Genomic DNA, 25,114 nt, shown 5'->3' with positions numbered 1-25,114 from the left:
CGAGAAAAAGAATGATCCGCTGCATCGTTTCCCCTTGAACTTCACCGTGCGGCAGAAGATAAACACACGGTCACCTGTTGTTTGAGCGAACAGGCAGCGGTGATGCGGCAGCGATGCGCAACAGTGTGTGCAGCAATGTCGCAAATGTTCGGGAAAAGCAGGCCCCGCCGTTGGGTACGGGCGTTCCCGGATAGTCGATACAAAAGATTGTTCCGCCGTTTCCGGCGCCAGGCAACGACCCCGTTTAGGACGAGTGAGGCAAGATGCTTTCTAGGATGACCGGCTGGCTCTCCGCCGATATGGCTATTGATCTTGGTACCGCCAACACACTGGTGTACGTCAAGGGGCGCGGTATCGTTCTGAACGAACCGTCGGTGGTTGCCATCGCCGAGGTTAAGGGCAAGAAGCAGGTTCTGGCCGTCGGGGACGAGGCCAAGCAGATGCTGGGCCGCACGCCGGGCAATATCCAGGCCATACGCCCCTTGCGCGATGGTGTCATTGCCGACTTTGAAGTCGCCGAGGAGATGATCAAGCACTTCATCCGCAAGGTGCATAACCGTCGTTCTTTTGCCAGCCCGATGGTCATCATCTGCGTTCCATCCGGGTCAACGGCTGTCGAGCGACGCGCAATCCAGGAATCAGCCGAAGCCGCTGGTGCCCGCAGGGTCTATCTGATCGAGGAGCCGATGGCTGCTGCGATCGGTGCAGGGCTTCCCGTGACCGAGCCAACCGGATCAATGGTGGTTGACATCGGTGGCGGAACCACAGAAGTGGCCGTGCTGTCACTGGGTGGAATCGTCTATGCCCGCAGCGTTCGTGTCGGTGGCGACAAAATGGACGAGGCGATCATCGCTTACATCCGGCGCAATCATAATCTGCTTGTTGGCGAAGGATCGGCAGAGCGCATCAAGAAAGATATTGGGTGTGCCTGCCCCCCTTATGAGGGTGAGGGGCGTACCATCGAGATCAAGGGGCGTGACCTGATGAACGGTGTCCCGAAAGAGCTGGTCATTTCGGAGCGGCAAATTGCGGAAAGCCTTGCGGAACCTGTTGCCAATATTGTGGAGGCCGTCAAGGTTGCGCTGGAACATACCGCCCCGGAACTGGCTGCTGACATCGTTGAAAAGGGTATTGTCCTGACCGGCGGTGGTGCCCTCCTGAAGAATCTGGACTACGTGTTGCGTGTGTCCACCGGGCTGCCGGTTTCCATTGCCGATGATCCCTTGTCGTGTGTTGCCTTGGGAACAGGACGGGCCCTGGAGGAGCTGAAGAAGCTGCGCAATGTGTTGACGTCGATGTACTGAGCGCTCTGGTCGTGCTATTCCGGGAAGCTGTGCTATACTTCCACAGTCTGCCGGCAACACAAACAGGGGCTGACCGAACGTGAAGCAATCTGCGCCGACGTCAACACGGCTGAGCCATTTGCGCACCTTGTTCGGGCGTTTTGCCTTTGTCGTTCTGGTGATCCTGTCGTTTGCCCTGATGCTTGTTGGCAAGGCGGATACGGTTGCTGTCCGCAGTGTCAGGATCTGGGTAGCCGATGCCTTGGTTCCGGTTATGGACGTGATGTCCCAGCCTGCGTCTTTTATCACGGCCGTGACTGCCAATATCCGCGAGTTGGCGGCCATTCGGGAAGAAAACGCCCGCTTGCGCGACGAGAATGCGCGGTTGTTGCGCTGGCAGACAGCAGCCCGGGTGTTGGAGACAGAGAACGAATCCCTGCGCCAGCTGATGCATTTTGTTCCTGGTCCCCAGGCAACATTTGTATCCGCGCGCGTTGTGGCTGATACCGGCGGTGCTTTTGCGCATTCTGTCCTGGTGACGGCCGGTGCCCGTGAGCTCGTGTCAAAGGGTCATGCCGTTGTTTCCGGTGAGGGATTGGTCGGTCGTGTGATCGAAACAGGGCGGCGTGCTTCGCGCGTTTTGCTTCTGACTGATATCAACAGCCGGATTCCCGTTGCGATCGGCAATGCCCGGCAGCGCGCCATACTGGCTGGCGATAATACCGACCGGCCGCGGTTGATGTTTTCCCGCGGGCAGATGGCGGTGGTGCCTGGTGATCGTGTGGCCACATCAGGCGTGGCCGGTGTTTTTCCGCCGGGTTTGCCGGTGGGTGTTGTGGCATCTGTCAACGATGGCGAGATCCGCATCAAGCCTTATTACCAGCGTGACCGTCTGGAATATGTCCGGGTGGTTGACTATGGTGTATCCGATGTCATCAGTGACCTTGCATCGCCGTCCATTGATGGTGCGGCAGGGCAATCCCGGACAGAAAAGAACCGCTGAGGGGCGCGGAGGAGCGACATGCAGCCATCCCTGTTGCAAAGGCTGGATATATTTGCCCGGCACCAGTTGCCGTTTTTTCTGTGTCTTGCCCTGATGCTGGTTGAGGCCACGCCCACGCATGTGCCGGGTTTTGCCAGTATATCGCCGATGTTGACCTTGGTCGGTATTTATTACTGGGGTGTCCAGAGGTCGGATATCACCGGATACGGCACGGCTTTCTTTGTTGGCCTTCTGGAGGATATTCTGGGCGCAACGCCTCTGGGGGTTGGTTCGCTGACCCTGATGCTGTCGCTGATGATCGTGCTGACCCAGGAACGCTTCTTCCGCAATCGGTCTTTTATCGTAACGTGGTGGGCTTTTCTGGTGGTTGCGGCTTTTGCCACGGTTGTGCGGTGGGCCCTTTCCGGTCTTGCCCAAGGTATGGTGTCTGATCCGCCTCTGGCGCTGGCAACGTTCTTCATGACCGTCACCTTTTATCCTCTGGTCGCATGGATTTTCGGGCGACTGCAGATGGCTTTTCTGCGGGAGGTCTGAGTGGCTGTAAGTACACTGGGCGGAGCGCGCAGGGAACAGGATCTGACCCGGCTGTTTACGCGCCGGATTGCTGTTCTGGGGGCTGGCAAGGCCGCTCTTCTGGCAACCCTGGTCGGGCGGATGTATTTTCTTCAGGTGGTCGAGGCCGAGAAATATGCCACCCTGGCCGAAGAAAACCGCATCAACCTGCGTTTGCTTCCTCCTCCCCGTGGCCAGATTGTTGATCGGTTCGGCGTGCCCATGGCCGTGAACCAGCAGAACTTCCGCGCCCTGATCATTTCTGAACAAACACCGGACCTGGCCGGAACCCTGGAACGTTTCGGTCGGATTGTTCCATTGGGTGAGGGTGACAAGACAAGGGTTCTGCGCGAAGTACGCCGCAAGCGCCGGTTTGTGCCGGTGCCGGTTCGTGAAAACCTGACTTGGGAGGAAATGGCCCGGATCCAGGTCAATGCGCCGGACTTGCCCGGCGTTTTCATTGACGAAGGTTTGGCGCGTTACTACCCTTTTGGTGCCGAGGCCTCGCATGTCCTGGGCTATGTTGCGGCTGTCTCGGAAGAGGATCTTGTCGGCTCCGAGGATCCTTTGCTTGATCTGCCCGGCTTCCGGATTGGAAAGGCCGGACTCGAACGCCAGTTTGATCGTGCCCTGCGCGGAACAGGCGGTACCTTGCAGGTGGAGGTAAACGCGGTTGGCCGTGTTATCCGTGAACTGGCGCGGGTTGATGGCCAGACCGGGTCAGAACTGGCCCTGAGCATCGACTCCAGGATTCAGGATTTTGCCTGCAAGGCGATCGGGGATGAAAGCGGAACGGTCGTTGTGATGGATGTCATGACCGGAGAGCTTCTGGCCTTGGCATCACAGCCAGGCTATGACCCCAATGCGTTCAGCCGGGGACTTACGGCTGAAGAATGGAAAGCCTTGACCGGTAATCCCAAGGGGCCTTTGGCAAACAAGCCCATTGCCGGTCAGTATGCTCCGGGGTCCGTCTTCAAGATGGTTGTCTTGCTGGCAGCCCTGGAAGCCGGTGTCATTCGCCCTGAGCAGACGGTGTACTGTCCGGGAAGCTTTACCTTGGGTACGGCCAAGTTTCATTGTTGGCGCAAGCAGGGGCATGGCCATGTTGATATGGTCGGGTCTGTTCGTCATTCCTGTGACGTGTATTTCTATGAAGTGGGGCGTCGTCTGGGGATCGACCGTATTGCCGACATGGCCCGTCGCTTTGGTCTTGGAACCCTGACCGGTATTGACCTGCCGGGGGAGAAACCCGGTCTGATACCGGACCGTGGCTGGAAACAGGCCGTTATGGGGGATGTCTGGCATCCGGGCGAGAGTGTGGTGGCTGCCATCGGCCAAGGGTATATAACCGCAACACCTCTCCAGCTTGCGATGATGACGGCCCGTATTGCCAACGGGGGATTGGCTGTTCATCCAACCCTGTCGCGGGTCACGGTGAACAGTCAGGGCAGTTTGGTGCCGCGTGTGCCGACGCCGGGGCCGGATATGGGTATTCCGGCGGCCCATATGCAGTTGGTTCAGAGGGCGATGTGGGAGGCTGTGAATGCTGATGGGGGAACCGCACGCCGGGCCAGGCTGCCATCGGATCTTGGGGAAATGGCAGGCAAGACGGGGACAGCCCAGGTGCGGCGCATTTCGCGGGCAGAGCGGGAAACCGGTGTGATCAAGAATGAGCATCTGCCATGGGAACGCCGCGATCACGCGCTGTTTGTCTGTTATGCACCGGTGTCCACGCCCCGTTATGCTGTGGCCGTTGTTATTGAACATGGCGGTGGGGGGGCTGCCACGGCGGCTCCGATTGCCCGTTCGGTCATGGCGGAAACCCTGCGCCTGGATCCGGCGCGTTCCGCACAGCCCGTAACCGCACAGGCCACATCGGTTCCCGAGGAATCGTTCCCGGTTGAACCGGACGAGATGCCCTCGCTTGATGTTGAAACCCAGAACGGGAGGGGCGGCTGATGTCCCTTGGTCTTTCCGGTACGCGCCGCCGGCGTGGCGACATGCCTGTAGGCGAAAAGCTGTGGCATGTCAGCTGGTCCCTGATCCTGCTGCTTGTCCTGCTGGCTTCTGTTGGTTTCATGATGCTGTATTCAGCTGCGGGGGGCGATTGGTCGCCTTGGGCGGATCGGCAGATTGTCCGCTTCGGAGTTGGGTTGTTGTTCCTTCTGGCTTGCGCGGTGATCGATATTCGCCAGTTCATGCGTTATGCCTATGTAGCGTATGCTGTTGGTCTGATCCTGCTGGTCGGGGTGGAGGTGCGCGGCGAGATCGGTATGGGGGCACAGCGCTGGATTGATCTGGGGGTCTTCCAGATCCAGCCTTCGGAAATTATGAAGATTGCGGTTATTCTGTGTCTGGCCCGGTATTTCCATGGCGCTGATCACGATGAGGTGCGCAGCCTGACCTTTCTTGTGCCCCCGGTGCTGATCGTTGCGGCGCCGGTGGTTCTGGTTCTCAAGCAACCCGATCTGGGGACCGCCCTGTTGCTGATGATGGGCGCGGTTGCGCTTTTGTTTGCGGCCGGGGTACGGATCTGGATCTTTATTGTTGGCGGTGTATCAGGGGTGGCCTTTATTCCTGTTGCCTGGAGCATGTTGCGCGATTACCAGAAAAACCGCGTCCTGACGTTTCTGGATCCTTCGCGTGATCCACTCGGGGCGGGTTATCACATTACCCAGTCCAAGATAGCCTTGGGCTCCGGGGGGGTGCTGGGAAAGGGGTATATGCAGGGAACCCAGAGCCATTTGAACTTTTTGCCCGAGCATCAGACAGACTTCATCTTTACCATGCTGGGTGAAGAGTTCGGCATGCTGGGCGGTATAGGGCTTCTGGGCCTTTATATTCTGGTTATTGCCTATGGATATGCCATTGCCCTGCGTTGCCGCCACCAGTTCGGGCGGCTGGTGGCCATAGGCATTGTGTGCAACTTCTTCTTATACATTTTCATCAACACTGCCATGGTGATGGGGCTGATTCCGGTGGTCGGTGTGCCCTTGCCCCTCATTTCCTATGGCGGTACGGCCATGATTACCCTGATGCTGGGATTTGGTATTTTGATGAGTGTGCATGTGCACCGCGATGTTCACATTGGTCGCGGCGGGGCCTTTGATGATGGGTAGGGTCTGGCTGATAGAGCGCGTGAATGGCAGGGACGTATTTTTCTCTTGTCATCCCATAGGGTGAGGGCTATAAAACGCCCCTCTCCGACAGGGGGAGGTTTTCACGGTTCTTCCGTAAAAACAGTCTATTGGGTGCATAGCTCAGTTGGTAGAGCAGCTGACTCTTAATCAGCGGGTCCAAGGTTCGAGTCCTTGTGCACCCACCAATACAAAAAAACCCGGCCTTTCAGGTCGGTTTTTTTGTTTGTTTCCCGGTCTTGCCGTTTTGTTTGACGAAGAGTGCCTGCGCACTGGATTTCACTCATGAATTGTTTGCCTTGATTGATGCAATCAAGAGATTTATTACATCAGTTGACATTATATCGTGGGAGGAGCAGATGCAGAGCCTTGATGATGTCCGTTGCCATGTGCGCCGCACTGCGGATGATGCACCGTCTGTTCCGGGCTTTCTGGTCCAATGTCCAGTTGATGTGCACGATGATGCCGCCATGGTGTCCAGCGTATTGGGAGAGGGCGTTCGGCATATCGAGCTGGTGGGCGTTGCTGTTGCAATTGATTACGTTGATGCCAAGGAGCAAGAGACAAGCCGTCGCATTACGCTGCGCCGGGTCTCGGTGTATGACGGGGGGCGTGTTGTCTGGAAAGCCTTCTGTCACGAAAGGCGGGCGCTCAGGACGTTTGTGTGTGACCGTATACGGTGTGTCGTGGATATGGACGGCGTTATTCACGATAACCCTGCCCTTTTCCTCTTTACGGAATTGGGGGTGGATGTAACGGTGCCGGTCTCCTCGGTGCAGGATCCACATGCGTCGACGCTGTCTTTTTTAGGCGCGATTGCCTTCGGTCCCTCTGGAAAAGTGCTGAGGGATGGTCTGACGGTCTTGGCCGGCCTTGCCCATGCGGATGGCTTGATGGACGATGCCGAGGTCGGTGTTATGCTTGATTATGCAGCCAACGTGATAGAAGTGGGCGGGGGAGAACTGTCCAGCAACAGCTGTTCCGTGCTTGCCGGATGGATCCGGCGCTTGCGCCCGGAGCGTGAGGCTGTCGACAGCGCACTGCGTTCCCTTGCTGCTGATGTCTTGGCCTGCCGGACCCTTCTGCGTTTTGCGGTTCGTTTGATGGATGCTGATGGTATCCAGAATCCTGCGGAGTTTGACCTTGTTGTCGCCGTGCAGGATGTTCTCCAGTAAATATAATTTTATAATAATATTTTGAGCATTATGAATTTTATTGGGTATTCACATATATTACGCCGCAATAACTGATTCAGTATAATGTGCATGTATAATATATGCTTATATTATATTGCGGGATGATGATGGACCTGCAACCATTTTAACCTTATGGTTTCATCTCTTTTCTTTTGGGAGGGGGGTGCCATGCGTACTCTTGATCAAGAACGTTCTGTCCATGTCGTGTTAAGGGAGAACGCGGATGTGTCAGGAAATGGGCTTGATGCCCTGCAGGCCCTGAGATCTATGTTGTCTCCTTTTTCTTCCGTATTGGTGTTCAGCGGGCAAGATCCATTCCGGTATGGGGTCTGGTTTTCACGTGACGCGAACAACCTTGATATTTTTATTGATGCCGACGGAGACCTGCGCACCGTTGAAGCCCGCTACCGCTTGCTGGATGTGAAAAGTATATCGGCCGATGATCTTGGTCTGGTTCTGACAGCCGGCAATGGTCATTTGAATCTTGCTGAGGCATCGTCCCCCGTTTCTGTGGACTGGCGTGATGCATCCATGGCGTCCATCTCGACCGTTGATGGGGCTTTGCACTTTTCCAATGTTCTGGATGCCAGCCACCAGATTCACCATGCCGTGGATCTGGTCGGTGGTCATGGTGATGACCTTCTGATCGGAAGTCCGCTGTCCCATGATATTTTACGTGGCGGCACAGGAGCAGATCGGCTTGATGGTGGATCGGGGCCGTACGATACAGCGTCTTACAGTGACAGGCAGGAACCTGTTCTGGCTGTCCTGATGGGGCCGCTGGAGAGCGTTGTCTTCGTTGGGGGGCGGCCGGAAGATACGCTGAAGAATATCGAGAGTCTGGAAGGCGGTGATGGGGCTGATGCTCTGGTGGGCGATGATGAACCCAACTACCTGTGTGGGGGAAAGGGAGATGACACGCTGCGTGGGCGAGGCGGGAATGATCATCTGCACGGTGGCGAGGGAAAAGATCTGATCGATGGCGGTGAAGGGGGACGCGATACGGCAATCTACCGGGAGAAAAACGAGGCCGTGGTTGTCAGCCTTGATAACAGCGCGGACACGGTTGTTTACGTCGGGGGTGTTGCTGAAGATACGCTCCGCCATATCGAGTACGTTGAAGGTGGTGACGGTCACGATGTCTTGGTTGGGGACGCCCGCCATAATATGTTCTGGGGCAATGGGGGAAATGATGTCCTGATGGGGCGGGAGGGGAATGACCTGCTGGACGGTGGTGAGGGTAACGACGTCCTGGACGGGGGAGTCGGTGATGATACGGCGTTGTATACCCGGCGTGGTGCGGCCTCTGTTTATATCCTGTTGAATGATTCCGGTGATGGCCTCGCCCATGTCAACGGGATGCACGAAGACCTTCTGCGCAGTGTTGAGAATATTGTCACGGGTGCGGGGCATGATCATCTGATCGGGAACGACCGTGATAATCAGTTGTCTGGTGGGGCCGGCCGTGACTTTTTGTTTGGCGGTTCCGGCGATGATGTTCTGGATGGGGGTCCCGACCGTGATGTTCTGGATGGGGGCGTCGGGGTTGATCGCGTGCTGTACAGCAACCGGACGGGCGATGTTGTCGTGACCCTGAACGGATCGACACATGCTCATGTTCGTATTGGGGGCCTCGTTGAGGACAGCTTGCGTAATATCGAGCAGATACAGGCTGGGTCAGGAAATGACCAGCTGACCGGAGATAATCGGGATAACTGGCTTCACGGCCAGGGCGGCAGGGATGTGCTGCGTGGTGAGGGTGGGAATGATACCCTGTATGGAGGAGATGGTGAGGATATCCTTGATGGGGGAGCAGGGCATGATTCCCTTTTCGGAGGGCAAGGGGCAGATACCCTGACCGGTGGTCTTGGTGCTGATATGTTTGGTTACTTCCGCCTGTGGGATATGCGCGGCGATACGATAACGGATTTCAATCGTGCGCAAGGAGACCGGATTTGGCTGTACCACCGTTTTGATGCGAATCCTGATCGCACCGGATGGCAGCCTTTTGAGTTCTCTGGTGTGACAGCCACGCCTCATTCTTTTTGGTATCACTTGGTTGATAATGAAGATGGCGTGGTTCTGATAGGTGATAGTGATGGTGATGTTGAGACGTGGGAGGTGACGTTGTCCATTCCCGGTGTGTCATCTCTTTATCCATATGATTTTGTTGCATGAAATAAGGATCTGCGTGCTGTTTCCTTTGCTGGGGGGACTTGGTGCAGGGCTCTTTGCGGGGCCCTGCTTTTTTGTTTGATACCGGGCCTGCATTGCCATGGCAGATGCACATATTTTTGTCTTTTTAATGAATAATTACATGATTTTAATTGTCAAAATTACCTTGACTCTATCTCTGAGTGTGATTGTCTATGTACGGTTCGTTATGGATGTTTTGTGTCTTGCGTGGAAGGATGTTGACGATGACGGCATCAGTAGAACATTCCGGGGCAGCCGGGCTGAACGCGGAAGGTGATGTGGCCCGTGACAAGCGGCCTGTCCTCATGGAGGGAACCCGCGATCTCAGCAACCAAGATCAGCCCATTTTTGTACAGATCAAGGGGTTTGGTATTGTATCGCCCATCATTGTTGGTGGTGAGCGCATTGGATCCATCGGCTACGACAAGAGTGTTATTGGGGGATCTTCGCGAGACCGGATCGATTTTTCGTTTGATGATTCGGTCAGTTATGCGGCGTCACAACCCGGATATGTCCAGGATCCGGAAAGGCTAACGTCTCTACTCCTGAACTGGGGCCACGCCGGCCCCCAATAGCTTGTGATACACGCTGTTCGGGAACGGGCGGGATGTGGTGCTTTATGGGGATAGTGACGGCGATATGTCAACGCATGAGATTGAGGTAACCCTTCAGGGTGTTACCCACATTCAGGACTCTGACGTTTATTTTACCTACTATACCTGAGAGTTACTTCGGGCATTGTCCTGATTTTTCCCACTTTTCCGCAAATCATCCCTGATGTGGCGTTGTGCCGCAAATCAGAGCGGTGGTCTGCGTCCTGCCGGCAGGTCTTTGTGATCCTGTCATTGTCCACTCTACTTTGGGAGTTTCTCCAATGAGTTCATTTATGATCCGGAATATGTATGGCCTGAATACACAGGATACAGTTGATTATGCCGGTGAGAACAGGTCGGTTGTTGTTTCGATGGAGCAGTCCTATGCCGCAGTGCAAGGGCAGAATCCCTCTGTGTGGGTGGATGGAGTCCGTAATGTTATCGGTGGGTCGGCGCCAGACAACATTCACGGTGATAGCCATAACAATGTTCTGGTCGGGCTTGGTGGCGATGATCTGCTAAGTGGTGGCAAAGGTGATGACACCTTGGCCGGTGGTTCGGGCAATGACTTTCTGATCGGAGGAAAAGGCGCTGATACCATTACGGGTGGTCCGGGTGCCGACAAATTTGTGTACTGGAGAGCATCCGATACCCAAGGAGATGTGATTACCGACTTCAATCATGGCCAGGGCGATATCATCAATTTCATTTTTACGGAAGAAGAGCAGTATGCCCATAACCACCCGAAGCCGGGGTATGTGCCTGATCCCGAGCAACCCATGCCCATGCCCCTGAACGGGACAGCGGAGGCGCCTCATTCCCTGTGGTACCAGATTGCCGAAAATGGCAAGGACCTGCATCTGTTTGGTGATACGGACGGTCAGGTTGCCACGCACGAAATCTCCATGACCCTGCAAGGTGTGACAAGCCTTCAGAGTTCAGACTTTGTGTTTGAATACTGGGTATAAGGCGCGCCCCAGTATCTTTTGTCTAAACAGGTCCCCCGGAATCTATGGTGTCGTAGATTCCGGGGGGTTCTCTTTGTTTGTACTGAATTCATTTCTTTGCGGCCAAATAAAGAAGCCTGTGCCCAAGGGGTTGGTTGTTCCCAGCCAGCTTGGTACTTGCGTAAATACAATCAAGGGGTGTAGCGTCTGCTCGCGATCTTCCCTCGACTATCATGTGAGGCACCATGCGTTCCTTGCCAAGCCCTTTGGCCGCTGCCGAAGTAACATGGAGATATTCTTCCAAGAACAAGGTGCTGGATTATAGCGGTGCCGACAGATCTGTTGTTGTTTCGTTGGAGGAGAGTGCTCCCACCCCTGTCTTCGTTGGGGGAGAGCAGGTATCAACAGTCCGGTATGCATCGGGTGTGATCGGGGGGCATGCTCCGGACAGTTTGGCCGGGGACAGGCGTCCCAATCGGTTGCAGGGGATGGATGGTGATGACTGGTTGCGTGGTCGTGGCGGACCAGATGTTCTGGATGGTGGCCCGGGTCGTGATACGCTGGCCGGCGGTTCGGGTGCTGACCTGTTGACCGGTGGTTCGGGTGCTGACCGTTTCTTGTACAGCAGCGCGTCTGAAACCCGGGGGGATATCATCACAGATTTCAGTCACGATCAGGGGGATGTTATTCAGTTTGTGTTTGCGGACACCCTTTTGCCGGCGTCTGTTCAGGATGGATTCAAGCCCGATTCCGAGCACCCCTTGCCCTTGTCCTTTCACGGAACAGAGCCGGGGGCCAATGCCCTGTGGTACTGCGTTTCCGATGATCGCAAGGATTTGACCCTTCTGGGGGATACGGACGGGCATGTGGACACGCAGGAAATACAGATCGTTCTGCGGGGCGTAACCGAACTACAGCCCTCCGATGTTATCTTTCAATATGGGATTGCCTAGCCCCTGAAGATTGTTATCTTCGGTTTCGTTTTGCACCGTTGGCTGTCACCCCGCATTCTTGTTCTGGATGATGCAGGGGGAGATGCGGTTGCGGTCAGAAACCGTATGAAGGGGGGAATATCGTGACATATGATGTACAACGCTCGTTTGTTCATGCCGCAGGCCCGATGGATATTGAGGGCTTTGCCGACACCATGCTGGATCTTACGCTGCATACGTCTGTACCGGACCAGCTGTCTTATGTGACAGAGGGGTATGACGGCGACGATATCGTAACAGACTTTCATACTGATGACGGTCAGGTCTTCCATCTTTCTGGTACGGGGGAGGGGTTATTTTTCAGTGGCTCTGATTCTTTTCCCTGGTCCCTGTGGCTGGATGAATCAAACGGGATTATCGCCCTCAGGGGGGATACGGACGGGAATGTGGAGACCCAGGAAGTCAACCTGTTCATGAATGATATTTTTTACCCTTTGAAAGATCCGGAGTCCGGACCAGAGGTTCAGGGGTTTATCGAAATGCCGGAAACGGTTTCGTCCCCCCTTTTTCTGATCGTTGATCATTATGGTTCAGCTTGCTTCTACAGCCATGCCGAAGCAATGTCTTCTGAGTCCGTTACGCTTCTCTCTGCGCTGGCGGATCATCAGAAAGCGGGCATGTATGTCTTTGCATCGAACGCATTCGAGGGGCACGGCGTACCCCTTGATCGCTCTGTAGCCGAGAAAACGCGTGTCTCTATGGAGTTGAAGATCGCCTTGCTGGGTGATGCAGATAAGGACAGGCCCGGTGAGCAGCCCTTCGTTCTTTCCGGTGAGAAACCTGCGCCCCATGCCTTGTGGTATACGGTCAGTGGTGCCGGCAAGCCACTCTGGCTGGAGGGTGATGTTGATGGAGATTTCAACAGCTGTGAAATTAATATTTTCTTGCAGGGCATGTCTCCTCTCTCCTTCGACCAAGGGCTTCTGGCCGATCTTGTGTAGTATCCGTGGCTTTTGGTTCTACGGTGGTTTCGCCGATTTATTAAAGATTGTTTGTATAGAGAAGAAAATATCTAAGGTTGATATTTATGGAGAAAAAAGCGCACTTATGATTCATAGTTATCAAGGTGCAGGAAGGAATCTGCCATGAAGATCAAATGGTCTCGATTTTTCAAAGACAAAGAAGCTCGTCGGGATGCCTTGGATCATATTGTCGATGTGATCCAGGATAGCGTTGACGCGATCAAGAAGGTGGAGATTCCGGATGTCGGCCGTGAGGCCGGGCGCGTTCTGGATCAGGTTAGTGATGTGATCCAAGATAGCGTTGACGCGATCAAGAAGGTGGAGATTCCGGATTTCGGCCGTGAGGCCGGGCGCGTTCTGGGCCAAGTTCGCGACGTGATCCAGGAAGGCGTAAATGGCTTGTGTAGCATTGAGTTCCTACAGCCAGAGAAAGATCCTGGCTCTGATCTTGTCGTTCGTCAGAGCGGTCGTGTGATGCACATGCAGCCGGCTGTTGGCGGCCCTGAACTGGTTGTCGACTTGACGGTGTCTGGTATGGAGGATGTCAAAAATATTACATTGATGTCTCCTGTATTAGGTACTGTGATCGGAGATGCTGCCGATAACCGTTTGGTCGCATCCGGGAACAGTCGCGTGTATGGCGGACCAGGGGACGATGTCCTCGCTGGTCTGGGCGGGAACCGGATTTTGGATGGAGGAGAGGGTAGAGATACGGTTCTTTACAAAGGGCAGTTCCCGTCTTTGTGGGTTGAGTTGCATGGCCATGACAGCAGCGCAGTCTGGATTGGTGGTGTGCCGGGCGATATCATACGCAATGTCGAGAATGTGACCGGGGGCATGGGTAACGATGTTTTGCTTGGCGATGCGGGGCCGAATGTGCTGCGTGGTGGCTTTGGTGATGATGCTCTCTCGGGTGGCTTTGGTGATGATGTTCTGGATGGTGGGATCGGTGCAGACATTTTGATTGGTGGCCCCGGTGCCGATCTGTTTGTTTTTTCAGCGATTGACCCCGTACCTGGAGATACCGTCCGTGATTTCAATCGTGAGGAGGGTGATCGCATTGATCTTTCCGGGTTGGCGCCACGGCTTGACTTTGCAGGCGAGGTGGCAACTCCGTATTCAGCCTGGTTTACTCGTGATGGGGGTGATCTTCTGCTGTCTGTTGACGGGGATGGCGATGCATCAACACATGAGCTTCAGGTCCGGCTGAATGGTGTCGATAACGTGGTGCGCAAAGATGTTTTGTTGCCCGGAGACACGGTGCCCCCTGCAGACTTGGGCCAGCCAGATGTTTTGCCAGCATTGTTACCTCCTGCGGCGATTCTGCAGGAGGCTGTCCGTGTGCGTAATGCCTCTTCATCCGGGCTTGGGGCTGATATGCTTGATTCGGCTCTGACATTCTTGTCTTCTCAGAACGGTACAATACATGCAGATCTGGAGACGCCTGATTTTGCAGGCATCAGTACATTTGTCGGCAAAGATGGCGTGAGCAATGTCGTTCTGGGCACAGACAATGCCAATCTGCTGTTTGGTGGTTCGGAGGATGACAGGATTCATGGTCGCGGTGGTGATGACCTTCTTGTCGGGCGGGATGGTTCCGATACCTTGGTGGGAGGAGACGGGAACGATCGCCTGAAGGGCGGAGATGGCATTGACTATCTGACAGGTGGGCAGGGAGCCGATACCCTGACCGGTGGAGAGTCATCGGATGCGTTCCAGTATTGGTCCCTGGACGAGACATTCGGCGACATCATTGTTGATTTCAGCCGCGCGGATGGTGACCGTGTCTGTTTGATGAATATTGATGCCAACATCCTGCAGCCGGGAGAGCAGCTGTTCGGTTTCTCCGGGCAGACGCCGACAGCCCATTCCCTCTGGTATCAGCGTGCACAGGATGGAAGTGGATTGATCCTGTACGGGGATGTGGATGGTGATGTCCAGACGCATGAAATGGCCATCACCATGATGGGAATTGTGCACCTTATGCCATCTGACGTGACAGACTATACGTTGATAACCGGTGGTTTGTTTGCTATTCCGGCTCCAGAGTTTGCATAAATGCAATTCTGACCTGGCTGTCGTGTAAGAAATGGTTATGTCCCCGGGGAAATCCCGGGGACTTTTTGTAAAGACTATCTTTCCGGATGGTCATATGTCAGCATGCAACGTGTATGGCTTATTACGTGCTCTTTGTACGATTTTAGTCGTATGTGTTTTGCCGGAGTTTTGTTCTTCTCTGTCCTGAATCCTAGTATAGGGAGGACAATGTATCCTGCAATCCGGACTTGTCAGCGTTGTGCTTCCGGACAAGGTGGAAACCATGCAGGAAATCACGTTTGTCCTGTCCCTTATTCTGTTTGTTGCCATGGCCTGTGCGGCGATGCGGTCGTGCGTACGCTTTGGTCCGACAGTACGACGACGTGTTGTCCGGACCTCCCTGTTTGCATGCCTTGTTATCCTGTGCGCGCTGTTTCTCCCCCGGTATTTTGATCATGATACGTCTGCATCTGCGAGTACTGGCCGTACGGGGTTTCCGGATTCACCGATAGAAGCAGATCATGGTGCTGCATTGAAGGCGCTGTACGGCGAGCTGCAGACATTCCGGCATGATCCGGAATTTCACCGGGTTGGTTTTGATGCATGCTGCCGTTTCAGCGAGTGGAAACAACGCCTGGACCGTTTGGGCGATGGCAACGGGTCACGTGTATACCAGTCGCTTGGCTTTGTTCCCCGTGATCTTCTGACATTGGCAAACTATTATCGGGCTGGTGACGGGGATGATGCGGCGCCTGTACGTGCTCTTGCCACCCTTATTGATGCGGGGCTTTCGTCATCGCCTGTGTTGGAGTCCGGACAGGGGATGGTTCGCCAGCAGGGGTATGCCTGTATCAGCCCCGAGCTTCTGCGCCGTTATCATGCCGCATTGGGCATGCATCAGCATGCAGAAGCCAGTCGGGTTGTCACTGGCCCAGGGTGCCGCATTCTGCACCCCAGAACCATTGTCAGCGGTCCACTTGATTCCCGGCATGTGCTTGTGTCTGATCCCGGGATGCGTAAAGCAGGTGCGCTGTATCATCAGGTGAGAACTGACAGTGGGGCTATACTGTGGCTGAGCCACGACAGGGTCGTGTTCCGCTGATCGTCAGTATCCCTGATCGGGATCAACGTACCCGGCTGGCCGCTCACCCCGGTCAAGCTGTTCCAGTGCAGCGGCTATTTGCGCGACAGCCGTTTCGGGTATGGTTGCAGCTGCGCTGTGCGGTGTCAGCCGGATGCCGGGGTGATGCCACAGGGGTGAATCAAGGGGCGGTGGTTCAGGTGCGGTTACATCCAGAAAAGCACCGCGCAGATGTCCTTGTTCCAGCGCGTTGAGCAGATCCTTTTCCACGACCAGATCCCCGCGTGATGCGTTGATCAAGACGGAACCTTGGCGCATGCGTTCCAGGAAGCCGGCATCGATCAGGCTTCGGGTTTTTGGTGTCAGGGGCAGCAAGCAAATGACGGCCATACTGCTGGCAAGAAGGGTGTGCAGTCCTTCCGGGCCATACACACAGGGAAAATCGGTTACCTGTCCGGAGGCAGTGCGACGCCAGCCGGTCACGGGGATGCCAAACCCGGACAGGGCTAGGGCAACCGCTGTTCCCAATGTACCGGCCCCCAGAATGCCAACCGGAAAGTCTGCGGGTGCCCGGTATGGCAACGGGTGCCACCTCTTTTCCCTTTGGCTGTCCTGATAGGCATCCATGTCACGGAAGAAGTGAAGCACGGCGTAACTGCACCATGCTGCCATCTGTGGTGCCATGCCGGTATCAACCAGGCGGAAAAGGTCAACGGTGCGGGGCAGGTTGGGGAGCGCCAGAATGGCGTCTACGCCGGCTCCAAGACAAAAGATGGAGCGTCTCACCACAACATTGTCAAAAAGGTCTTTATCTGGCTTCCAGAGGATCAGGTCATCGGTTGACCGGGCAAGCGGGGCTGTCTTGTCATAGCAGGAGATGGTTCTTCCGGGGCAGGCCCGTTGCAGCAGGTCTGCCCACAGTGCGGCGTTGGACGGTGTTGCAACCAGAACCGTTGACATTCAGACAGGCCCACCCCCAAATTTCCCCCCGAAAGGGTCTCATGATGCCGCAGCTGTATCAAGATTCCCTTCTTCCGGGGCCGTGCGGTTTTCCTGTTGCAAGGGGATCAGGAACAACAGGGCAATCCACAGGGCGCACACAAACCACGTTTGCCATAGCCCATAGCCCAGCGATGCAATGACAAAGGCGGTAACGGCTCCACCTGTGGCCGCTACCCGTGGCGTTCCAGGGGGAATGCGGTGCAGGGCAAAGAAAAGTGCTGCCGCAGCCAGAACGGCCCCGAAAAGTCCCAGATCAAGCCAGATATGAAGAGGACCATTGTGCGGGTGCAGTGGCATGGCTTCAAGATGGCCAAGCGTTGCCCCATCATGACACCGGGTCATGGCTATGGTGTTATTTCCCCCTTCGATGACGCGCTCTGCCTCCAAGCCATATCCGATGAGTGGCTGTTCTTGGATTTTCCCTGTTGTGAACGTCCAGATCATCATGCGGTGGGCCATGGATGGTACCTGTTCAACGAAGAAACAATAGGCTGGGCTGTTCTGGGATGGGGCCAGAAGGGGCATGAGCAGCAGGCCGCTTGCCAGAACAGCAGGCACCAACCGCCATAAGGCAGGCAGGACGCGGATCATTGCTGCCGCGGTTCCACCCAGAAGAACAGCCCCTATGGCTGTTTCACTGGAGTGTTGGCTGAGAACAGCGAGTGCGAGGAATGTGATGGTTATGCTGCTGTACCGCCATCCCCCCTGCCAGCTGGCAAATGCGCAAGGGAGCAGAAGCAGTGCCAGAAAAGCTGCCCCACGGCTGTAGGGAACACCCACAACCAAGGCATCGATATGTACCGCTTTGCGCCATGGGATGCTCAGCATGCCGGCTGTCTGCATATCCAGCAGAGCCAGGGCACCGATCCCTGTTGCCATCCCCAATGTTACCAGCGCGAGTGTGCCGCGCTGGCGTGTGTCCAGTTTCATCATTGCCATGGCGATCACGGTGCCGCACAGGGTCAGCAGCAAAAGACGCAGGGCGACGACAGCGCTGTGGCCCGGTATCAGGGACAGGGGGGAAAGTGCCAGCCCGGTAAGGAAGAGCGACCAGAGCCAAGGGTTATATGACCACAGTTCCCTGATCGAGGGGCGCATGTGCCACAAACCCCACAGTGCTGTCAGCATCAGCAGAATCCACAGGCCTTTCGGGGCAATAAATCCTATAGAAGGGGCTAGCGGTATCAGCAGAAGGCAGCGGGCAGGCATTGTGGCAAGGATCCGGTATAAACAACAAGGCGACCAAACCATGCTGTTTTGGCCGCCATTTGTCCATGATCCGTGATTGTGCGGTGGTGAATATATTGTTGAAGATCCAGCTTGACACAAAATGGGAGAACAGATAAACACAGCGCTCCCAGCGCGATGGCGGAGTAGCTCAGCTGGTTAGAGCACGGGAATCATAATCCTGGGGTCGGGGGTTCAAATCCCTCCTCCGCTACCAAATTCAGAAGACCTCTTCACATATTACGATGTGCTGAGGTCTTTTTTATTGCGAAATAAGGACCAACTGCCGTTTGAGTAGTGAAGAGCATCGGTTCGCTCCATTATATCAACATAACATACTTATATTTATCGGAAATTTTCACATCCCTGTCTGATGTCAATGATTATCAAAGATTGTTTATTCTTTTTCCATTATCCCTAATAGAGGCATTTTCTTTGTGTGTTCAGGGGGGCGCTAACAGATGAGCGGCGTGTACGATAAGCAAGAGCGAATTGCGCTGGCCGCTGCCAGCTTGGGTGCCACAGTCCACTATGGTGTAACGATTATTCATGGGCTGATTACAGGGAATTTGGCGGCAATTGCTGCGCTTGTTACCTTCAAGAGTGGGGCTACGCTCAGGCTGTACTCCGGACCCCTGATTTGTTTTTCTGCTGGGTTCACTCTTTCACTGCTCTGTGGATTTCTGTCCTATATTTCGCAATCAGCTTATACGGGTGAATTCTTTGAGCGTGGTGATTCTTGCAGACGTTGGGCAATCGGCTCCGGTTTTGCGTCTTTCATCGCCTTGGCTTTGGGGGGAGTGTGGGCGTTTATTATTGGGATTGGAGAACTACAGCGCGTGGAAGACTTTTTTCCAGGAGAGGAGGTTCCTCCCTCGTGTTGCCCGGCAGGGTGGATTCGCCGTTCGGGGTAATCCGGTGCGGTAAGGGTATCCGGTAGCTCTGCGTGCAATGTTGTTTGCGTGCCGTGCCCAAGGTCTGTGAAAGCCGGGGCCCTGGCCAGCAGCCATGAGGTTTCTTGTGTCTGTAGATACAATCAAGGGCTTTATGAATATTCCCGTCCGGAAAAAAGAGCCTATGGTTCCTACGGCTCCCTTGCGGCCCCGTGCGGGTCTCCTCACTATAGAGTCATCGTCATTATTCAGGACGGGGGCAGGGCCTATGACATCATTTATAGCCATCTTTGGGGCTTCTCTGTGTATCGCTGTTCTGGCTGCTGCCGCCCTGCGCCACCGTGCTGTGGTTGAAGCAAAGGTGCGTAGCGGACACCGTTCTTCCCGTCATTGATGTACGCGTTCCGGGGCGGGAATATCACCCACCCTGGGGCTGCGGCGTGATTATTGGCCGGGCCTTGTCGGAGGTGCCGGATCGATCGCGTTCAGGTGCGACAGGGATTGCAGGGCCAGGGAGTGAAACTCCCGACGGTACAGGGTTACGACAACCCCGGCGGTTACGGCCGTCAGAAGGAAGGGGTTGACCATCCAACCCAACGCTCCCAGTGCGAAAAAGTAAGCCCGCAGGCCACGATTGAAGTGATGTCCCGAGCGCGAGGACAGGACCGCAGCCGTTTCTGCAATACAGCGGGAGCGTTCACTGTCAGCATCCGCTGCCGGGCCCAGTGCACCTACTGTAATGGAGCAGTAGTTGGCAAGCCGAAATGCCCAGCTGAACTTGAAAAATGCGTATACAAAAATGGCGAGAAGAAAGCAGATCTTGCTTTCCAAGGCATCGATGCTTCCATTTTCGGCAAACGGAAGGCGCCCGATGGCATGGGCCACGGTTTCTGTAACCCCCAGCATGGCCATCAAGCCCCCGATAACAAAGATCGTGGTGGAGGAGAAGAAGCTGACGCCCTGCAGCAGGTTGCCCAGAATATTGGCATCAACAATGCGCAAATCCCGTCGCGTGGCTTCCATGAACCAAGCCCGCCGTCTGCTGGCCATCAAGGTTGCAATCGATCGATGCCGTGCCGGGCTGATATCGGCAAAGATTGTATAACCTGTCCATAAGGCAAAGAAGCTGGCCAGACCAAGCCAGTCGGCCAGTGTCATCCAGGGAAGGGGCGAGGCATTCATCAGGGCATAATCCGCAAGCAGGGACAGGGAAAGCAGGTGAATTCTGGCAGGTTTCCGTTGCCCGGGCCAGAGAGCAGGGAAACGATCGTCTCGTGTGGCATCAGGTCATGTTGGAAACAAGGTCAAAAAAGCTGTCCTCATCCATGACGGTGACCCCCAGCGCCTCGGCCTGCTTCAGTTTTGATCCCGCCCCTGGCCCGGCAACAACCAGATCAGTCTTTGATGACACCGATCCTGCGACCTTTGCCCCCAGTGCCAAGGCCTTGGCCTTGGCTTCGGCCCGTCCCATCCGGGTCAGGGTTCCTGTGAAAACGATAGTCTTGCCGGCAATCGCGGAGTGGGTTGTATCCGGTTCCTCGACAGGCGAAATGGTAATTTCAGCCTGCAGGGCCCGCAGCACATCGCGGTTGTGGGGTTCCCGCGCAAAAGCCAGAAGTTCCTGAGCAACGGCTGGGCCAATGGTTCCAATACCGGTCAGGGTGAGCCATGCCTCGCTGAGGCGAACGTCTTCATCCGGTTCGGGGATTGCGTCCAGGGTATCCAGCAGATTGCCCAAAGATCCATAGTGACGGGCCAGAAGGCGGGCGGTGGCCTGTCCAACCTGTGGGATGCCAAGGGCAAACAGGAAACGGTCCAGGGTAATGGTGCGGCGGGCATTGATGGAATCAAACAGTCTCTCGGCACTGGCCGGGCCCCAGCCGTTGCGGTTCTTCAGTTTGGACAGGCTTGCCTTGTCGCGTGCTTCCAGAGTGAAAATATCCTGCGGTGTGCGGATCAGGGCATCGGCAAAGAATGCCTCGATGTGCTTCCCGCCCAGCCCCTCGATATCAAAGGCATTGCGGGAAACAAAGTGTTTCAGGCGCTCGGTTGCCTGGGTCGGGCAGGTCAGGCCGCCTGTACAGCGCCAGGCGACGGTGCCGTCTTCGCGGGTCGCGGTAGCCCCGCATTCCGGGCATGTATGGGGAAACACAAACGGGGTGCTGTTTGCAGGGCGTTGCCCGGTTATAACCCCGAGGATCTGGGGGATCACGTCACCAGCTCTCTGCAGGGTGACCAGGTCGCCGACGCGCACATCCAGCCGGCGGATTTCGTCTTCGTTGTGCAGGGTCGCCCGGCTGACAACCACGCCGCCAACCGTGACAGGCTCCAGATGAGCAACCGGCGTCAGAACCCCGGTCCGTCCGACCTGTATTTCAATGGACCGCAGCCGTGTCTGCGCCTGTTCCGAAGGAAACTTGCGGGCAATGGCCCACCGGGGTGCACGGGCAACAAAGCCCAGCCGTTTCTGTAGTGCGACGTCGTTGACTTTCAGCACCAGCCCATCGATGTCATAGGGAAGATCGGCCCGCCGTGCGTAGATATCGGCTGCGAAGCGTTCTACATCCCCCAGCGTTTGGCACAGGCGGTGTTCCGGATTGACAGGCAGCCCCCAGGCCTGAAGCTGGTCCAGCCAGCCCTTGTGGGTTTCCGGCGTGAAACTGTCAAGCTCTCCCCACGCATAGCAGAACAGGCGTAGCGGGCGCGATGCCGTGATCTTGGCATCCAGCTGACGCAGGGACCCGGCGGCTGCATTGCGGGGATTGGCAAAGACCTTGCCACCACGCGCACTATGCCGGCTGTTGAGTGCCGCAAAATCATCGCGGCGCATGTACACTTCGCCCCTGACCTCAAGAATGCGGGGCGGGGTGGATGTCTTCAGCCGTGCCGGCAGGTCAGCAACGGTTGCAAGGTTGGCTGTGATGTCCTCTCCTTCCTGTCCGTCGCCGCGGGTTGCGGCACGAACGAAAACACCATCTTCGTAACGCGCAGAGAAACTCAGCCCATCGATCTTGGGCTCGGCCAGGATATCCAGGACGGTGTCTTCAGGCAGGGACAGGAAGCGGCGGGCCCGGGCCACGAACTCGGCGGTTTCCTCTGCATCAAAAGCATTGTCGAGAGACAGCATGGGGACTTTGTGCCGCACCTTGCCAAAGCCGGTTGCAGCCGGAGCCCCGACCCGCAGCGACGGGCTGTCGGGACGGCGCAGATCGGGAAACTGTTCTTCCAAAGCCAGAAGGCGCCGTTTCAGGGCGTCATAATCCGCATCACTGATAACCGGGGCGTCATCGCGGTGATACAGGGTGTCGTGTCGTTGCAGTTCGACCGACAGGGCTTCGATCTCCGCGACAGCTTCCTGTCGGGAAAGGGCAGCAATTTCTTTCATCCACACGGTCCGGATCAGATGGAATGCATCAGGCTGTCGGCGGCGGCACGTGCCTGTTCGGTTATGGTTTCGCCAGCCAACATGCGGGCAATTTCCTCGCGCCGTGCTGTTTCGTCAAGAAGTTCGACCCCGGTTGTTGTCTTTCCGCCCCGGACTGTCTTGACCACACGCCAGTGGTGGGTTCCCTGTGCGGCGACCTGGGGGGAATGGGTGACAACCAGAACTTGGACATCGGCCGCCAGCCGGGCCAGTCGTTCCCCTACAGCGGCCGCGGTGGCACCGCCGATACCGGTATCCACCTCGTCAAACACAAGCGTGGGGATGGTGGACGAACGGGCCAGAACAACCTTCAGGGCCAGCATGAAGCGTGACAGTTCACCCCCGGAGGCAATGCGCCCGATCGGACCAGGAGTTGCCCCTGGATTGGTCGCCACTTCAAAGGTGACAAGATCCGTTCCGTCCGGCCCCCAGCGGTTTTCGGGCAGTTCCTCAACCCGCGTCACAAAGCGGGCACGATCCAGTTTCAGCGGGGGGAGTTCTGCGGCAACCTTCTTGTCCAGCTGTCCGGCGGCCTTGACACGCACGTTCGACAGGGTTTGTGCGGCATGCTGGTACGCCTCGCGTGCACGCCGTTCTTCAGCCTCCCATTGCGCCACATCAGCCCCCCCGTCATCAAGGGCACGCAACTTCTGATGCAGAGATTCCAGCACAGCAGGCAGATCATCAACCCGGCAATGGTGCTTGCGTGCTAGGCTGCGCAGTGTGAACAGCCTGTCTTCCAGATATTCCAGCTGTCCGGGATCCAGATCCAGGGCGCTGCTGATCCGCTCAAGCGTCGCGTGGGCCTCAGTCGTTTCGAGAGCGGCCCGGTCCAGGCATTCGATAACGGGGTGAAAGACCTCCCCGGCCATGGGGGCCAAGCGTTCCAGTTGCCGTGAGACAGACCGCAAGAGGGCATCGACCCCGCTTCCACCCGCCGCAAGGGACCGCAAGGCTGTTTCCAGACCTTCTGCCAGCTTCTCGCGGTTCATCAACAACTGTCGTTGTTCGGCCAGGCTGTTTTCTTCATCGGCCTTGGGGGCAACGGCAGCCAGTTCCTCCGCGTGGTGGCGCAGGATATCCTCTTCCCGTCGGGCGGCGTCCAGCCCTTCCTGTATCCGGAGGCGGTTGGTGCGGGCTGTGTTCCAGCTTTGCCAAGCCTGCTGGCATATCCGGCGGGCTTGGCCTGTGCCCGCCCATTCATCAAGCGCACCCCGGTGGGTTGACGGATCCAGAAGGCCATGGGCATCGAATTGGCCGTGGATTTCCGTCAGGGCCCGTCCGAGCTGGCGCAACAGGCCGATGCTGGCGGACTGGTCGTTGACAAAGGCCCGGGACCGACCGTCCCGTGACACGGTGCGACGCAGGACCAGCTCCTCACCGTCCGGGCTGTCCAGCCCTTGTTCACGGGCCAGAAGCAGGGCGGGATGGGCAGCGGGAAGGTCGAACGCGGCCGTGACTGACAGCTGATCGCTTCCATTACGGACCAATGCGCTGTCACCCCGTTCCCCCAGCGCCAGCCCCAGGCTGTCCAGCAGGATTGACTTGCCTGCCCCGGTTTCACCGGTCAGCACGCCAAGGCCAGCTCCGAACGTCAGGTCAAGACGTTCGATCAGAACAACGTCACGAATGGACAGCCGTACAAGCATGAGAGGATGCTCTCCTTGTGTTCATACGGAGACAGGGGCCGCCGTTCTCAGAAGATGTTGGTGATGCTGTCCCACCAGCCTTCACTGCCTTCCTCGAGGGCTGCGTTGTTGGCCTCGGGATTTGTCTCGCCACGCTCGACCAGGTCATAGGCGTCGTCGTACCAGTCACTGCCAGGATAGTTGTGCCCCAGCACAGCGGCTGTCTTTTTGGCTTCATCCTTCAGGCCAAGCACCGTATAGGATTCGGTCAGGCGGTACAGGGCTTCCGGGGCATGGGATGTCCGATCATACTGGTTGATGACAACCAGAAACCGGTTTATGGCGGCCAGGTATTTCTGATGCCGCAGATACCAGCGCCCGACCTCCATTTCCTTGCCGGCCAGGTGATCCAGGGTCAGATCCAGTTTCAGGCGCGCATCCCGGGCATAGGATGTGCCGGGGAAACGGTTGACGACATCTTCCAGGGCAGAGCGGGCCATATCAGTCATTTTCTGGTCACGACCGACATCGCTAATCTGTTCGTAATAGCACAGGGACTTCAGGTAATAGGCGTATGGCGTATCGACATTGCCGGGATGCAGCTGGATGAAGCGGTCCAAGGCAATGATGGCATCATCGTACTTTGCATCTTCGTAATACGCATAGGCTGACATCAACTGGGCCTTTGTAGCCCACGTCGAATACGGGTGCTGACGCTCCACTTCATCAAAAGCCCGGGCGGCTTCAACGTAGTTGCGGTCGTTGAGTTCCTCGATCGCCTTGCCATAAAGCTCGCCGACCGGGCGTTCCACGTATTCCTGGTCCTTGTCTCCGGCGCAGGCGGCAAGCAGCGCAACCACAGAGACGGTGGCCATGTGGCGGAGAAGATAACGGAGTGTCTGCGGGTTGGGCAGCAGAAGCATGGTATAATCCGGTTCACCCTGTCTTGAAGGTCGGCAGA

The 25,114-nt window shown here is 56.3% G+C and carries 21 protein-coding genes and 2 tRNA genes; 17 read left to right on the top strand and 6 right to left on the bottom strand.

Features of this window, described 5'->3' with window-relative positions:
- Positions 1–263: 263 nt before the first annotated feature.
- The 14 genes from HEQ60_RS03055 to HEQ60_RS02990 all read left to right on the top strand — a co-directional run bounded on the left by HEQ60_RS03055 (position 264) and on the right by HEQ60_RS02990 (position 16,000).
- On the top strand, positions 264–1,304 hold the full coding sequence (locus HEQ60_RS03055; protein WP_066134692.1) for a rod shape-determining protein: 1,041 nt from the start codon (positions 264–266) through the stop codon (positions 1,302–1,304).
- Positions 1,305–1,383: 79 nt separating this feature from the next.
- The gene (gene mreC, locus HEQ60_RS03050) at positions 1,384–2,286 is read left to right on the top strand and encodes a rod shape-determining protein MreC (RefSeq protein ID WP_168069376.1); all 903 of its coding nucleotides are present in this window, start codon (positions 1,384–1,386) and stop codon (positions 2,284–2,286) included.
- Between the two features lie 18 nt (positions 2,287–2,304).
- On the top strand, positions 2,305–2,820 hold the full coding sequence (gene mreD / locus HEQ60_RS03045) for a rod shape-determining protein MreD (RefSeq protein WP_245183728.1): 516 nt from the start codon (positions 2,305–2,307) through the stop codon (positions 2,818–2,820).
- Complete coding sequence (gene mrdA, locus HEQ60_RS03040) at positions 2,821–4,797, top strand: penicillin-binding protein 2 (RefSeq protein ID WP_322099176.1); 1,977 nt, start codon at positions 2,821–2,823, stop codon at positions 4,795–4,797.
- The gene (gene rodA, locus HEQ60_RS03035) at positions 4,797–5,957 is read left to right on the top strand and encodes a rod shape-determining protein RodA (protein WP_168069374.1); all 1,161 of its coding nucleotides are present in this window, start codon (positions 4,797–4,799) and stop codon (positions 5,955–5,957) included. The genes mrdA and rodA overlap by 1 nt, the downstream gene beginning before the upstream one ends.
- A 130-nt stretch (positions 5,958–6,087) precedes the next feature.
- Positions 6,088–6,163, top strand: a tRNA-Lys gene (locus HEQ60_RS03030).
- Positions 6,164–6,226: 63 nt separating this feature from the next.
- A complete protein-coding gene (locus HEQ60_RS03025; RefSeq protein ID WP_168069372.1) occupies positions 6,227–7,150 on the top strand; it encodes a hypothetical protein in 924 nt (307 codons plus the stop codon).
- Between the two features lie 189 nt (positions 7,151–7,339).
- Positions 7,340–9,349 carry a calcium-binding protein gene (locus HEQ60_RS10785; RefSeq protein WP_168069370.1) on the top strand — a complete coding sequence of 670 codons (2,010 nt, stop codon included), beginning with the start codon at positions 7,340–7,342 and terminating at the stop codon, positions 9,347–9,349.
- 242 nt (positions 9,350–9,591) lie between these two features.
- On the top strand, positions 9,592–9,942 hold the full coding sequence (locus HEQ60_RS03015; RefSeq protein ID WP_168069368.1) for a hypothetical protein: 351 nt from the start codon (positions 9,592–9,594) through the stop codon (positions 9,940–9,942).
- 299 nt (positions 9,943–10,241) lie between these two features.
- Positions 10,242–10,928, top strand: coding sequence for a hypothetical protein (locus tag HEQ60_RS10780; RefSeq protein WP_168069366.1), 687 nt, complete (start codon positions 10,242–10,244; stop codon positions 10,926–10,928).
- 224 nt (positions 10,929–11,152) lie between these two features.
- The gene (locus HEQ60_RS10775) at positions 11,153–11,860 is read left to right on the top strand and encodes a hypothetical protein (protein WP_168069364.1); all 708 of its coding nucleotides are present in this window, start codon (positions 11,153–11,155) and stop codon (positions 11,858–11,860) included.
- Between the two features lie 122 nt (positions 11,861–11,982).
- Positions 11,983–12,840 carry a hypothetical protein gene (locus tag HEQ60_RS03000; protein WP_168069362.1) on the top strand — a complete coding sequence of 286 codons (858 nt, stop codon included), beginning with the start codon at positions 11,983–11,985 and terminating at the stop codon, positions 12,838–12,840.
- A gap of 144 nt (positions 12,841–12,984) precedes the next feature.
- Positions 12,985–14,919 (top strand): M10 family metallopeptidase C-terminal domain-containing protein, encoded by a 1,935-nt coding sequence (locus tag HEQ60_RS02995; protein WP_168069360.1) that lies wholly within the window; start codon positions 12,985–12,987, stop codon positions 14,917–14,919.
- Between the two features lie 262 nt (positions 14,920–15,181).
- Positions 15,182–16,000 carry a hypothetical protein gene (locus tag HEQ60_RS02990; RefSeq protein ID WP_168069358.1) on the top strand — a complete coding sequence of 273 codons (819 nt, stop codon included), beginning with the start codon at positions 15,182–15,184 and terminating at the stop codon, positions 15,998–16,000.
- A 3-nt stretch (positions 16,001–16,003) separates the two neighbouring features.
- Here the strand turns inward: HEQ60_RS02990 and HEQ60_RS02985 are convergent, their stop codons facing one another.
- Together HEQ60_RS02985 and HEQ60_RS02980 are read right to left on the bottom strand one after the other, a co-directional pair.
- On the bottom strand, positions 16,004–16,939 hold the full coding sequence (locus HEQ60_RS02985; protein ID WP_168069356.1) for a 2-hydroxyacid dehydrogenase: 936 nt from the start codon (positions 16,937–16,939) through the stop codon (positions 16,004–16,006).
- A gap of 39 nt (positions 16,940–16,978) precedes the next feature.
- Positions 16,979–18,190 carry an O-antigen ligase family protein gene (locus HEQ60_RS02980; protein ID WP_168069354.1) on the bottom strand — a complete coding sequence of 404 codons (1,212 nt, stop codon included), beginning with the start codon at positions 18,188–18,190 and terminating at the stop codon, positions 16,979–16,981.
- 158 nt (positions 18,191–18,348) lie between these two features.
- On the opposite strand from HEQ60_RS02980, the gene HEQ60_RS02975 reads away from it, so the two are divergent.
- From HEQ60_RS02975 to HEQ60_RS10770, 3 genes are all read left to right on the top strand, one after another.
- Positions 18,349–18,425, top strand: a tRNA-Met gene (locus HEQ60_RS02975).
- Positions 18,426–18,669: 244 nt separating this feature from the next.
- On the top strand, positions 18,670–19,122 hold the full coding sequence (locus tag HEQ60_RS02970) for a hypothetical protein (RefSeq protein WP_168069352.1): 453 nt from the start codon (positions 18,670–18,672) through the stop codon (positions 19,120–19,122).
- A 247-nt stretch (positions 19,123–19,369) separates the two neighbouring features.
- The gene (locus HEQ60_RS10770; RefSeq protein WP_280842038.1) at positions 19,370–19,495 is read left to right on the top strand and encodes a hypothetical protein; all 126 of its coding nucleotides are present in this window, start codon (positions 19,370–19,372) and stop codon (positions 19,493–19,495) included.
- 50 nt (positions 19,496–19,545) lie between these two features.
- Here HEQ60_RS10770 and HEQ60_RS02965 read toward each other — a convergent pair whose 3' ends face one another.
- From HEQ60_RS02965 to HEQ60_RS02950, 4 genes are all read right to left on the bottom strand, one after another.
- Positions 19,546–20,283, bottom strand: coding sequence for a DUF599 domain-containing protein (locus tag HEQ60_RS02965; RefSeq protein ID WP_168069350.1), 738 nt, complete (start codon positions 20,281–20,283; stop codon positions 19,546–19,548).
- A 100-nt stretch (positions 20,284–20,383) separates the two neighbouring features.
- Positions 20,384–22,486 (bottom strand): NAD-dependent DNA ligase LigA, encoded by a 2,103-nt coding sequence (ligA, locus tag HEQ60_RS02960; RefSeq protein ID WP_168069348.1) that lies wholly within the window; start codon positions 22,484–22,486, stop codon positions 20,384–20,386.
- Positions 22,487–22,500: 14 nt separating this feature from the next.
- On the bottom strand, positions 22,501–24,174 hold the full coding sequence (gene recN / locus HEQ60_RS02955) for a DNA repair protein RecN (RefSeq protein ID WP_168069346.1): 1,674 nt from the start codon (positions 24,172–24,174) through the stop codon (positions 22,501–22,503).
- 47 nt (positions 24,175–24,221) lie between these two features.
- Positions 24,222–25,076, bottom strand: coding sequence for an outer membrane protein assembly factor BamD (locus HEQ60_RS02950; protein ID WP_168069344.1), 855 nt, complete (start codon positions 25,074–25,076; stop codon positions 24,222–24,224).
- Between the last annotated feature and the right edge of the window lie 38 nt (positions 25,077–25,114).

Source organism: Haematospirillum sp. H1815 (genome assembly GCF_012102705.1).
Classification (GTDB): Bacteria; Pseudomonadota; Alphaproteobacteria; order Rhodospirillales; family Rhodospirillaceae; genus Haematospirillum.
The sequence above is the reverse complement of the archived record's forward strand: the minus strand, read 5'-3'. Positions and strand labels throughout refer to the sequence as shown.